The sequence below is a fragment of the Paenibacillus sp. FSL R7-0297 genome (assembly GCF_038009025.1).
Lineage (GTDB): Bacteria > Bacillota > Bacilli > Paenibacillales > Paenibacillaceae > Paenibacillus_AQ.
On sequence record NZ_JBBPAQ010000001.1, the window covers coordinates 5,695,412 to 5,708,207 of the forward strand.

Here is a 12,796-nt window from a genome sequence, read left to right on the forward strand (position 1 = left end):
AGATGAGGTTATTGCCCCATCAATATTTTGGCATATGGCGAATCAATCGGTATCATGATAACCGGCTCATTCTTCAGCGTGGTCACATAACTCTCCAGGGTACGATAGAAGCTATAGAACTCGGGGGACTTTCCATAGGCCTGGTTATAGATCCTGGCGGCTTCCCCTTCTCCTTCAGCGATGATTTTTTTAGAATCGGCTTCAGCCTGGGCCATCAGCTCTCTTGAGGAACGGTCGGCCTTGGAGGTGATTTTCTTGGATTCCTCGTCACCCTCGGACAGATAACGCGCGGCGATGGACTGGCGGTCCGATATCATCCGGTTGTATACACTTTGTTTGTTCTCCTCCGGCAGATCCGTACGTTTGATCCGTACGTCAATCACTTCAATCCCGTAATTATCACGGGTTAAGGCGGCAATGACATCATTGGTGATCTCATCGTTAATGTTACCCCGTCCGGTGTCCTCACTGATAATATTCTCATAATTGACTTCCGACAGCTTGCGCCGCACGGAGTTATATACCGCTTCATCAATACGCTGAATCCCGCCGCCTACCGATTGTACTGTTCTCAGGAATTGTGAGGCATTGGTGATTCTCCACACGGTATAGTTATCAACCACAATCGGCTTCTGGTCCTTCGTCAGAATGCTGGTAGGTGAGCTTTCGTATGTCATCTGATACTTGGGGAGAGCTGAGACATTCTCGATAAAAGGGATTTTCAGCCTCAGTCCAGGCTCCTCAACGGTACGCATCGCTTCACCGAAGCGCAGGACCACCTTGTATTCGCCCTCCTTTACTACATACAAAGAGCCGGCAATCAGAATAGCTAGAACAATAGTTGATATCAGTCCGATGATCTGGTTTCTTTTCACTCTGCATCTCCTCCTTGCGGCGTGGCCGAAGCAGCCGGGCTGACCGGAGTGCTTCGCATCAGCTCATTCAGCGGCAGATAATTCACAGTATCGCTATCCGAGTTGGTTATGAAGATCTTGGCGCTAGGTAGAATAGTCTCCAGTGTCTCCAGAATCAACCGGCTTTCGGTTACGCTCTTATTGTTGCTGTATTCGGCAAATATGGCGTTAAACTGGGCTACATCCCCTTGCGCATTCAGGATACGTGATTTCTTCTCGCCTTCGGCTCTCTCGATCAGCGCCTGCGCTTCACCGCGTGCCTTAGGGATGATATCGTTCTCATATTTCTTGGCGTTGTTAATCTTCGTGTTCTTCTCTTCACGGGCATTGGTAACCTCGCGGAAGGCTTCTTCTACCTGGCCGCTCGGCGGTTCAATATCCTGGAATTTGATATCAATGATCTGAATACCGGTGTTGTACTTCTTCTGCAGATCAACGAGCAGCACCCGGACCTTATCCTGAATAACCGTCTTTCCGTCTGTAATGGCATAATCCAGCTTCTCGGAACCAATTACCGCACGGATGGAGGAGCTGGCCGAGTTACGCAGAAATTTGTCCGGGTCATCAATGTTATACAGATAATTGCGGACATTGCTGATCTTCCACTGTACTACAGCATCGGCAGAAACGATGTTCTCATCGCCTGTAATCATCATCGCCTCATCTTCAACGGCTACAGCTCCGTCAGCCTCCTGACGGTACCCGATGTGTATCCGCTGGGTCAGTTCCGCAGGCACCGTTATCACTTCCTGTATTGGATAAGGCCATTTGAAATGAAGTCCTGCCGAGGACTCGTTCGTGTATTTGCCGAAGGTCAGGATAGCTGCACGTTCCTGCTCCTGCACGGTATAGAATGAAGATGCGCCAATATAAATCAACACAGCGGCAGCGGCTACCCCTAATCCAATCTTCTTATACATTCCCGGTTTCAGCTCGGGAAGCTTGCGTCCCGGGACCGGATTTTTCCCATCCCCATTCATGAAATTCAAGATGCATCGCTCCTTTTTACGTATTTAAGTCTATATAGAGATACATATACGTAAATAAAACAAAAAAGTCGCAAATTTCGCGACTTTGTTCAAGCTTGTTGGATTTTTCTGCGTTTTTCTCATTCGCAGTAAGATTAGCGCCGGATATCGGTATGAAAGTTTGCTTTCACAGCCGAAACCAGCCACAGGAATAGCGGAATTCCGATCATATTCACAGGCAGCACATAACGGATCCATACTCCCTTCAGCAGCAGCCCGGCCGGAGGATTCAGAATGATCACCAGCATGGTGAGGATGAACGAGACTGCGGCTACGATCAGGGATATTTTTTTCCAGCTGCCGGTCTTGCCGGTCCACTGGGCCACGCCATAGCTGGTAATTAACATATAGATGGACAGCTTGACGAATATGCAGACCAGCCACACCGCCATCACAAATATATCCATATTCTGAATAAACTCCATCAGATAGACCAGCTTGACCATCTCAAAAAAAGGAAATTGCAGCCGACCGCTTACAGCCGGACCAAAGGTCATAATGACCCACAATACGCCAAACAGCAGCACTACCGAGGATAAGGCTACTCCCAGCAGCACCGCCTTGCGGGTTCCTTTGCCGGGATGCTCCACAAAGGGAAACAGCATCATGAGCAGAACGGATTCGCCCAGCAGCGAGACCGGTGCCAGGGCTCCTTGCAGGATTGGTCCCGGTCCGGTATCTGCATATACAGGCAGCAGCATCGGCGCATTGAGATTATTGACAGTGAGCGCAAAGGTGAGCGCAAGAATAATCATCAGAATCGGCCCCCACAGCTCACTGACCCTGCCGATGGCTTCAATGCCTCCATGGTAGACCGTGTATATAACTACGGCCAGCATCGTTCCGATGACTACCCAGGCCGGTGTTTTATAGAGAACACTCAAGCGTATGAACAAGAATTCATCGCGCAGAATGAGACCGATCACCCAGAACCATTGGAGAATGAACGGAATGACAATCAGCTTGCCGCCCCATTTTCCCAGAATAGTCACACTGTACTCTATCAAGGTCTGCCGGGGATACCGGGAGCTGAGCTTGGACGCAACATAGGTAATGACCAGACCCGCGCCTCCAGCCAGAATATAGGAGATCCAGGCGTCCTGCTTGGCATAAAGAATCGTTGCTGTCATCGAAATCAGCAGGTTGATCCCGATTTCCATCATCATGATCATCCAGAACAGCTGCCGGTTGTTGATCTTCATTTCCCTTCACCGCCGTCTCTCGTTGGCAGCAGCGATTGTCCTGTCAGGCCTGTCCCGGTGAGGTCCAGCTTAACCGTAATGTCCATATCAATATCCGGAAAGATCGTATCCCAATCCGCAGCAAGCTTCTTCCACTGATAGGGATGGCGGTGATGAATCGTATCTCCGAATCCGAAGATATCGCATTTGAAATCCTTCTGCACTTTGGTTAAGACTTTCTTAATCCTCGCTTCAAGGTATTGATTCATCCGGACTTCGACCTTTTGCACATTGTCCGGCTTGGAGAGGTTCAGCGGTGAATTATTCTCTTCTATGAACCCCTTTCCCTCAAGCAGAATCCGGAATTTGGGCAGAGCTCCGGTCATAACCGGTGTAATTTGACTCTTGAAGGTGTCCACATTAATGCTCACGGTCTTGCCCCTGGTTGCTCCAGAGAGGGCATCCGCTGCCGCTCCCCCCGGCTTGTCTGCATCAATAGAGTTGATAATTGTAGTGAAATTCCGGAAGGCCAGCTGGTTCGTAATCCAGAGTCTGACCCAGAATTCATCATAATTCAGATATCCCGCCAGCTTCAGCTTCTCATTAAAAACAGCCGCCCCGTATAAGCTCAAGGTCGTCTGCGGCGGGCTGTCCTCCGGTGTCTTCTTGTCCGTATTTACTTCCGGAGTTTCAATCGAGAGTGCAGGCATGACGCCGCAACCGGTGCCATTGGCCATGATGAAGAAGTCCAGCAGTGAGCGGCTGATGGGTGCCCCGCTTTTCTCCTGAATCTTCTGCACGGCAATTGCCGGATTGGCTTCAAGCTGATAAGCAATGCTCATCGCCTCCTGAGCAGTCCCGCCCTTGACAACAAAAATATTCGACCGCGGGCGGACCATAGGGCTTCGGCCATATTCGTCCATGATGGAGAAGACCCCCTTCTCCGCCAGCTTCTCCCCGATGAAGATATTCCGCCGGTGTCCCGGAAACAGTACCCGCGAAAGCTTTCTCTGCATATTCTGTTCGGCATCCCTGTTGTTCTTGCCGAAGGCACTTTCGGTCATGAACCCGGATGTGCTGCTCTGTCCTCCGCTTTCCTGACCGCCTGATTTGGATACCAGCGGCAGCACAAGATTGGCCGTAGCCAGATATTCTCCGTTCTCCATCAAGTCCATGCCCCAGCCCAGGACAATCGCCTGGTCGTTCAATTCCTGACGGTCCCAGCAGCCGGTCAGAATCAGGGATAAGGCGAGGAATACAGAGCTTATTTTCCTGAACATATGCCCCCGTCCCTTCCCTGCCGGTTATTTGGTGCGTTTGGGGAACCGCTCAGTCTTGCCATTGGTCAGCCATGGCATCAGCCTGCGCATCTTATATTTGGGTGCACGTACAAGCACATCATTCAGATTCTCCATAGACAGCGGCGCATAAGGCGCCATATAAGGTATCCCAAACGGCTTCAGCGTCACCATATGCACCGAAAGCATAATCAGAAACAATACAATTCCATAGAAGCCGAGAATTCCGGCTGCGATGAGCAGAGGAAACCGGAGCATCCGGTAGGCAGCTCCCAGGTTATACAGCGGAAAAGCAAAAGAAGCGATCCCCGTCAGAGACACAATGATTACCATGGGTGTAGATATGATTCCCGCAGCTACTACCGCTTGTCCAATGACAAGGGCTCCGGCAATACTCACCGCAGGCCCTACCTGCTGGGGCAGCCTGATTCCCGCTTCACGCAGACCCTCGAAGATAAACTCCATAATCAGAGCCTCAAACACTGCCGGAAGTGGAACGCCTTCTCTGGCAAAGGCAATACTGACCACGAGCGGTGTAGGCACGACCTGCAGATGGTAAGTGGTCAATGCCACGTAAAGGGAAGGCAATAAAAGTGAAGTATGGACGAAGGTATATCTGATCCAGCGCACAAAGGTGGCATACATAAATCTGTCGGTATAATCATCTACAGCCTGAAGCCCGGACCAATAGGTCATTGGAACGATGAGCACAAACGGCGTGTTGTCCGTAATAATAATAACCTTGCCTTCCAGCAGGCTGGAGACCGCCACATCGGGCCGCTCGGTATTCTGAATCTGGGGAAAAGGCGAGAACACGTTATCCTCAATGTATTCTTCGATATTGCTGGAATGAATGATCCCGTCAATTTGGATTTTTTGCAGACGGGCTCTCACTTCCTTGATCAGGCTCTCCTTGACGATCCCTTCCATATAGCCGATTACAACATCCGTTTCCGTGATACTGCCGAGTGTCATACTTTCCAGCTTCAGCTTGGAGGAGCGGATACGCCGCCGGAGGAGGGAGGTATTGGTCCGCAGCGTTTCCATGAATGCATCCCGCGGCCCGCGGACGACCTTCTCCGAGGTAGCCTCCTCAATCGAACGTTTCTCCATCTTGATCAGGCTGGCCACCATCGCAAAAGCATTGCCCTCTGTGAAAATAACCGTCTCCCCGCGCAGAACAGCCTGGATGACTTCCTTCGTATCATAGACTATGCGGATTTGCAGCGTCGGAATAAAGACCTCTTTCAGCTCTGCCTCTCTGCCTTCATTGACCTTAGTGCTTCTGCGGAAATGCTCCAGCAGCGGCTGCAGCACAAATTCATCCACGGCATGCGTATCGCACATCCCGTCCACATAGATCAGTGTTGCCCGGTTGGTCCCGTCAATGCTGCAATTCCGGTACATAATATCTGAGCAGCCCAGAAACTCCAGCTCCATCCGTTCTACGTTGAACGCAAGATCCGGATACAATCTCTCTGGCTCATTATGCTCTTTGGCTGTTTGTTGTTGTTCCATGCGGCATCCATCCCCCTCCTGTTGGTATTTGCTGGAGGGGACGAAATTATGCATAGATCCAGGACATTCACCGTTTAAGCCAGCTCAGTCCCAATCCCCATTTCTCTCGCCTTTTTAACATAATGCACTGCCACAGCGATATCAAAAACAGCCATGCCCATCGGACAGAAGAGGATTGGATCATCGGCGGCGAATGTACTGAGACTGCGGCGGCAGACGACATCGGCAAGCGTCTGTGTTCCGGAACGGGTCAGCCCCTGTTCCAGGTGAAGCTGCTCGATATCCGTATTCTCCCGGCATACTTCCTCCCAGTCGTCGACGATGATCGCTTTCAGTGAAGCCAGCGCCTCCGGCTTGTAATCACGCAGTGAAACATTCAGCAGCAGCATGCCTTTGGCGGGGAGAAGATCAATATACCGGTGATCGGACACTGTACAGGTGATAAGAATATTAGAATGCAAGTAGACATCCGCCCACGTCTCTGCCACTTCCATCCGCTCCATGTAGGGAGATGGAATTCCTGACAAGTCTGCTCCCCGTATATCGTAGATACGAACCCGTTCAATCCGGTCTCCGAACAGAGCCATAGCCATCTGACAATGATATTGCCCGATAGGCCCCCAGCCGATAATGCCAAGCTGAATCCGCTCCATTGAACGGCTCTGCAGCACATGACGGATCATCAGCCCGCTGACAGAAGCCGTTCTGACGATGCTGGGAAGCGGCGAGTTCAGAATAGCTGAGGGCTGGCCCGTACCCTGGTCATTTAATACGATGATACTATGCGCACGCGGGAGACCCGACCTGATATTGTCAGGGAAGCTGGAAATCCATTTGATCCCGGCTGTATTGACATTCCCCCCGGCATAAGCCGGCATGGCAATGATCCGGTTACGGTGATCCTTATACCTCAGGTAGGGCTTTACCGGCTGCACATAATCACCGGAATGGATGAGGTGCACCGCAGCTTCTGCTGATTCTGCAAGAGCAGCCCAATTCAGGCCTACTGCCTGCAGATCCTGGTCATTTAAGTACAGCAACCTGTCTCCTCCTTATGCGGTCATGTTAGGAACTCTTCATCTGCTGGCGGGAGCTGTTGTCCAAACTGGCTCTGAACCCAGGAATCCGAGAATACCGTATCGAGATAACGTTCACCCTTATCATGCAGAATAGCGGCGCAGACAGCTCCGGGAGGGAGCTCCTGCTTCATCTGCCGAATGGCCGCAAGAACTGCCCCGGAGGACGCTCCGGCCAGAACCGATTCCTTCCGCGCAAGCGCCCGGCAGCTCTGAACCATATCGGAATCGGTAACATGCACAATATGGTCAATCAGATCTGTTCTGCAAAAAGGCGGCACAATGCCGGCACCAAGTCCGGGGAACCGCCGTTTCTCCTGATTGCCGCCAAAAATTGCGCTGCCCGCCGCATCAACAGCCACAATCCGGGTCTGCAGCCCGTTGTCCTTCACGTATTCTGCAAGCCCGCGGATCGTCCCGCATGTACTGACAGCGCAGAACAGATAATCCACCTGTCCAAGCTCAGCCACGATCTCTTTCATGGTTGTATGATAATGGGACAGATAATTATTGGGGTTCGCATACTGGTTCGGCCAGTAGCTGCCCGGTACCTCCGCGAGCAGCTGCTGCACTCGCTTCAGTCTGGCCGGCAGAAATTCCCCTGTTTCGGGATCGGGACAGGCAACATAATCGATGGTTGCGTCCAGAGCCCTCAGAATCTGAAGATTCATCTCTGTCGTCCTGGAATCCACAACACTGATGAAGCTCATCCCCAGATATTTGCAGATCATAGCCAGGCTGATCGCCATATTTCCCGAACTTGATTCAATGATGACTGTACCCGGCCCGATGAGCCCTTCCTTCCAAGCCTCCCGGATCATCCACAGTGCCGGACGGTCTTTCGCGCTTCCTCCCGGGTTCATCAGCTCCATCTTCGCGTATACGCTGAACCCGCCTCGCGGAAACAGATGGTCCAGCCTGATCAAAGGCGTCTTGCCGATGGCCGACAAGATACCGGTATCCAGGTTCAGCTCTGCCCTGTCATTGACTCCATCCTTCTGATAATACAGCTTCTTGTTCTTCACCTGTCCGGTCTGGAGCTTCCCGCCGTTTGCTGCCAGAATGACCTCAATATCGTCAAGCAGATGATTGCGGATCATCAGTCCGATTTCCGGAATGCATTCCCTGATTTCTTCCCTGATCGCCGGAACTGCGGATGGAACCGCAGATCTGCTCTGGATATACACAGTTAATGCATTATTGCTGACCTGGACCCGGATCATTGCATCCTGGAGATGACGGTAGACCACCTGTTCAATATCGTAGATGCTGATCTTCTCCCCGTGCTTCAGCTCGCGGCCCACCCGTTTGACGATGGACCCGAAGCTCTGCTTCTCCGTCCCGTCTATCTTCACTGTCCTGAAATCCCTGACGACATCATAGGTAACAATACGGATAGCGGGCAGCAGCCTGCGGACAGTTGAGGTAAGCACCAGGATGCCTTCTCCAACTCCCAGAGGGTCCAGCCCTTCCCCTAATGCCTCAGTTCCGATGACTTCCGCAACAATTCCGTCAGCAAAGATATACCGGCCCAGATCATGCGAATAGTACGCGATTGTGCCGATTTCAATAGACCCGTACGTATCGGTAATGTCCTGCGGCTCAAGGCCGAACAGCCGGGCCATATTCCGCTGCCACTCCACTGTTGCGATCTCACCAACTAGAATGATCTTGCGGATTCCGAGCGAACGCGGATCATCAGCAGCATATACGATATGGTCCAGAATAGAGGGCATCGTATACAGCAGGTCGGGCTTAAATGCCTGAATCCGCTCTATATGCTGCTCTATCGGCAGCTCGAAGGGGATTGAGCTGTTGACAAGTCCCAGCCGTTCGAAAATGGACAGCGCCGTATTCGCAGCATGTCCGGTTCCCATATCGGCCAGCGCCCTTGTACATCCGCTTCCTGCAATCAACTCACCGAACAGCTTTGTTTTGATATTGATATAATGGGCGTCATCTTCTTCTGAGTAGACTATAGCCTTGCGCCGGCCTGTACTTGTACCCGATGTCCGGTATACGGCGAGCGAAACATCTGGTGTGCTGCTATAATAATGGGTTTCAAGAATGTCCGCGGTCATCAGGGGAAGATTCTGCAGACTGTAGTTCGTAGTCTCACTGCTAATGATTCCCTTGTACCAGGGGAACTGCCCGATGACTTCAAGTACTTTATCCCGCCAATTGTCCATCAGCATCATGGATGCCTCCTGCTCCGGCTGCATGCCGCAGCCTCTTGGATTCACACCTTCAATAACATATGTAGCAATCTCCAGTTGTGTTCTGCCCATCACGTCTGCCCAATCAAAAGCCTGCTCTCTGCCGTACTATGGCCTATAAGAAGCTACCGGACGGAGGGCTACGATGAAGAAGCAGCAGATCAACCGTATTTCCAATAAACTGACGAAGACAAGAGTACTGGCGGAGAAGCCGGAATTAAAGAGGTATATCCCGGACACAAGAAGAATGAGCCGGAGTGTTCTGCATGCAATGCTGCAGAAATACCAGATGGTATATATTAAGCCCTGCTGCGGCTCCCTTGGCGAGGGGGTTATCCGGGTTGAACAGAGGACACCTACAAGCCGGGGCCGCTCTGGCGGGAGAGCTTCTGTCGTGACGCAAAAATGCACCTACCGCTATCAGGCAGGTACACGGCTGAGCACATTCGCTGATTATGACAAGGCATATCAAGCAATCATGGAGGAGACCGGAGGGAAACCCTATTTAGTACAGAAGGGCATCCATCTTCTGACATACGGCGGGCGGCCGTTTGATATCCGCGTAATGGTGCAGCGCAATCCTAAGGGAAAGTGGGAAGCTACAGGAGCGGCAGGACGCGTCGCGCATCCGCAGAAGGTGGTTACGAATGGAAGTCAGGGCGGGACCATATATCCGGTCGAGGAACTGCTTGGCGTTCACACTAGCCTGAAGAAGCACAGCGCTCTGATCACGCAAATGAACGAACTTGGCGTGAAGTCTGCCATTCAGTTAAGTTCTGCCTATCCGGCGCTGAATGAAATCGGCGTAGATTTCGCCTTAGACCGGCGGCTTAGCCCATGGATTCTGGAAGTGAATACCGCCCCCGATCCCTGCCCGTTCACCAAACTGAAGGACGCCCGTATGCTTGACCAAATGATCAGATACGCCAAAGCCTACGGCCGCACCTATAATCTGAAGTGCATGAAGGCTAAGCGGGGGATGAGATGATAGTATCAATCCCGCATTCCGCTCGCCGCCCCTCCGGGCTAAGGCTTCAATGTGCCTCCCGGTAGGCACCCGGTGTGCTGCCGGTATATTTCTTGAATACTTTATTGAAGTAATGCTTATTCTCATACCCGACCCGGCGGCCGATCTCGCCCACTGGCAGATTGCGGTGGGCACTAAGCAGCTTTTGCGCTTCTTTGATCCGGGTGGCATTCAGATAATTCACAAATGTATCGCCGGTCACCTTTTTGAAGAGGTTGCTGATGTAATTGGGATGAAGCTTCATCAGGTCAGCCAGATGATCAAGAGAGAGGTCGTTCATATAATTCAATTGGGTATACGCAAGAATCTGTTTGGCATGAGGGGGACAGTCCGTGTTGTCTAGGGATGGGAGATCCCTGTTTAATTGCTTCAGCAGATTTGCCATCTCCCCCTTGTCCACCGGCTTCAGCAGGTAGTCAATCACTCCGTATCGGAGTGCCCTGCGAGCGTATTCAAAATCATCATATCCCGTAAGAATAATAAAGCGCTCACATAAACCGTTTTCCTTGGCCTCCTCCATCATTTCAAACCCGTTTTTCTCCGGCATATGCAGATCGGTTACCGTAACATCCGGCATGTATTCCTTCATGATCCCAAGAGCCTCGAAGGCGTCGCCGGCCTCCCGGATTTCGGTTCCGACCGGCGCGGCTGCGCCAATCACCTTGACCAGTCCTCCAAGGATGATCGGCTCATCGTCTACTATTAAGATTCGCATGCTCGCTCGCCGCCCCTTTCGCTATGATAATAGTCAAGCAGGTACCCTTGCCCTCCTCACTCTCCAGAACCAGCCGTGAAGCTCCGCCATAGAACGATTTAATCCGCTCGCTGACGTTATACAGCCCCACGCCTCCTTCCGCCTCCTCCCGGGGCTCCACATCCTCTCCATTGGATAACCGGCTATGGAGCTGCAGCAACCGGTCTTCAGGAATACCTATGCCGCTGTCCGACACACTTATCCTGATCACGTCCTCCGTCTCGGCGGCCTGAATCCGGATATGGACAGGCCGGAGCGTCACGGAGGCTCCATGGATGATGCTATTCTCGACCAGCGGCTGGAGGATGAACCTTGGACAGCTCATTTGCTCGTCAGCCACAGCGATATCGACCTCATAGGTCAGTCTCTTCTGCAGCCGCATTTTATGAATATTGAGGTAGAAGACCACGGTCTCGATCTCTTTGGAGAGGACCGTATGATCCTCTTGGGCGGACAGGCTGTACCGCATAAGTTTGCCGAACCAGTACGAGATTTCAGCCACTTCCTGGTCATTGTTGGATTCCGCCAGCATCCGGATGGTCTCCAGCGTGTTATAGAGGAAATGCGGTTTGATCTGGGCCTGAAGGACTTTGTAAGCGGCTTCCTTATTGCGCAGCTCCGCCCGGTGGACATTGTTGATCAGCTCATCCATACGCAGGAGCATGGAATTATAAGTCTCCGTCAGGAAACTGATCTCATCCTTGCGGCCCGGCTTATCTTCCTTGCTGATCGACTGCTTCAGGTTATCATCATTTAAGTTGCGCATATGCCGGGCGAGCCGGAGGACGCGCTTGGTAATCGTCGAAGCCAGGGTGTAATAAGCAAAAGACAATAACGTCAGAAGAACGGCGAGCGTTGTAATCATCACGATCTCCTGGCTCCTGATCGAACGGAACACCTCGGATACCTTGCCGATCACGGCAACCCGGACACCCAGCTCCTGAATAAACAGCTGGTTGACGATGACCTCACGGTTGATGAAATACGTCTGCGACTCTCCCGATGCCATTCTTGCCCAGGTTGCAGGATCAACCGCCGAGGGGATGCCTTCCCTCTCCGGCAGCTCCCCCTCCGGCGGCAGAAGCATAGCGGTCCAATCTCCTCCGCCTGTCGCCCGGTAGAATTTGCGGATCAGCTCACTGCCGACCCGCAGCTCCAGCAGTCCGACAATCTCGGTAAAGTCATGATTATATATGTTCTGATAGAACACCAGCGGGGGTGCTTCGACCTTGGAGTCGGGGAGTATCCATTTGCCCTGTCCCGGCCGCAGCATACGGGTAGCCCCGGCACCCTGTTCATCCAGCGCCGATAGTTCGAGCAGCCGGTCAGTAATGGGCAGCACGCCCTGCTTGGTTATATAGATTCTGAACGTGTCGATCTCCGGACTGATATTAAGCGATTGCAGAATCACCGGATTGATATAACGGTTATAGGCATATATGCTCTCTGAGTCCGTCTCATAGCTGCCGTCCAGATAGTCAGTGACATACGGGTTGTACTGGAGCATCCGCTGGGTGGAATCGATCCGGGCCAGATCCGCCTTCATATTGGAATAGGCCTGCTCCAGTATCTTCTGACGGCTCTCCACAAACTGTCTGCTTACACTGTCATAGAGCTTGCTGTAATAATAATAGCCGAAGGTAACGACCGGTATAAAAATCAGCAGGATATATCCTAATATCATTTTGCGCACAATGCTCACGGCAGCCTGTCCCCCCGGTGCCCGACTTCTTTTTTCTTATCCTACCATGAACATGTAAAACCCGGTAGAGACAAGTCTCTAC

10 protein-coding genes are annotated in these 12,796 nt (G+C 52.0%); 1 reads left to right on the forward strand and 9 read right to left on the reverse strand.

What is annotated here, in order from left to right:
- Positions 1–8: 8 nt before the first annotated feature.
- From hflC to sbnA, 7 genes are all read right to left on the reverse strand, one after another.
- Positions 9–875 carry a protease modulator HflC gene (gene hflC / locus MKZ24_RS25130; RefSeq protein WP_042235277.1) on the reverse strand — a complete coding sequence of 289 codons (867 nt, stop codon included), beginning with the start codon at positions 873–875 and terminating at the stop codon, positions 9–11.
- Positions 872–1,894, reverse strand: coding sequence for an FtsH protease activity modulator HflK (gene hflK / locus MKZ24_RS25135; RefSeq protein WP_081956793.1), 1,023 nt, complete (start codon positions 1,892–1,894; stop codon positions 872–874). Before hflK ends, hflC begins: the two co-directional genes overlap by 4 nt.
- A gap of 143 nt (positions 1,895–2,037) precedes the next feature.
- On the reverse strand, positions 2,038–3,144 hold the full coding sequence (locus tag MKZ24_RS25140) for a GerAB/ArcD/ProY family transporter (RefSeq protein WP_340787885.1): 1,107 nt from the start codon (positions 3,142–3,144) through the stop codon (positions 2,038–2,040).
- On the reverse strand, positions 3,141–4,403 hold the full coding sequence (locus tag MKZ24_RS25145; protein WP_042235274.1) for a Ger(x)C family spore germination protein: 1,263 nt from the start codon (positions 4,401–4,403) through the stop codon (positions 3,141–3,143). The genes MKZ24_RS25140 and MKZ24_RS25145 overlap by 4 nt, the downstream gene beginning before the upstream one ends.
- 24 nt (positions 4,404–4,427) lie before the next feature.
- Entirely contained in the window at positions 4,428–5,939 is a 1,512-nt protein-coding gene (locus MKZ24_RS25150; protein ID WP_042235272.1) for a spore germination protein, read from the reverse strand.
- A gap of 74 nt (positions 5,940–6,013) precedes the next feature.
- A complete protein-coding gene (locus MKZ24_RS25155) occupies positions 6,014–6,979 on the reverse strand; it encodes an ornithine cyclodeaminase (RefSeq protein ID WP_042235270.1) in 966 nt (321 codons plus the stop codon).
- Positions 6,980–6,999: 20 nt separating this feature from the next.
- Positions 7,000–9,303 carry a 2,3-diaminopropionate biosynthesis protein SbnA gene (gene sbnA, locus MKZ24_RS25160; protein ID WP_340787888.1) on the reverse strand — a complete coding sequence of 768 codons (2,304 nt, stop codon included), beginning with the start codon at positions 9,301–9,303 and terminating at the stop codon, positions 7,000–7,002.
- A gap of 73 nt (positions 9,304–9,376) precedes the next feature.
- On the opposite strand from sbnA, the gene MKZ24_RS25165 reads away from it, so the two are divergent.
- Positions 9,377–10,219: a YheC/YheD family protein gene (locus tag MKZ24_RS25165; RefSeq protein ID WP_042235269.1), complete on the forward strand. Its 843-nt coding sequence runs from the start codon at positions 9,377–9,379 to the stop codon at positions 10,217–10,219.
- A gap of 46 nt (positions 10,220–10,265) precedes the next feature.
- Here MKZ24_RS25165 and MKZ24_RS25170 read toward each other — a convergent pair whose 3' ends face one another.
- Both MKZ24_RS25170 and MKZ24_RS25175 read right to left on the reverse strand, forming a co-directional pair.
- Complete coding sequence (locus MKZ24_RS25170) at positions 10,266–10,973, reverse strand: response regulator transcription factor (protein WP_042235267.1); 708 nt, start codon at positions 10,971–10,973, stop codon at positions 10,266–10,268.
- Positions 10,948–12,714: a sensor histidine kinase gene (locus tag MKZ24_RS25175; RefSeq protein WP_340787891.1), complete on the reverse strand. Its 1,767-nt coding sequence runs from the start codon at positions 12,712–12,714 to the stop codon at positions 10,948–10,950. Before MKZ24_RS25175 ends, MKZ24_RS25170 begins: the two co-directional genes overlap by 26 nt.
- Positions 12,715–12,796 lie beyond the last annotated feature (82 nt).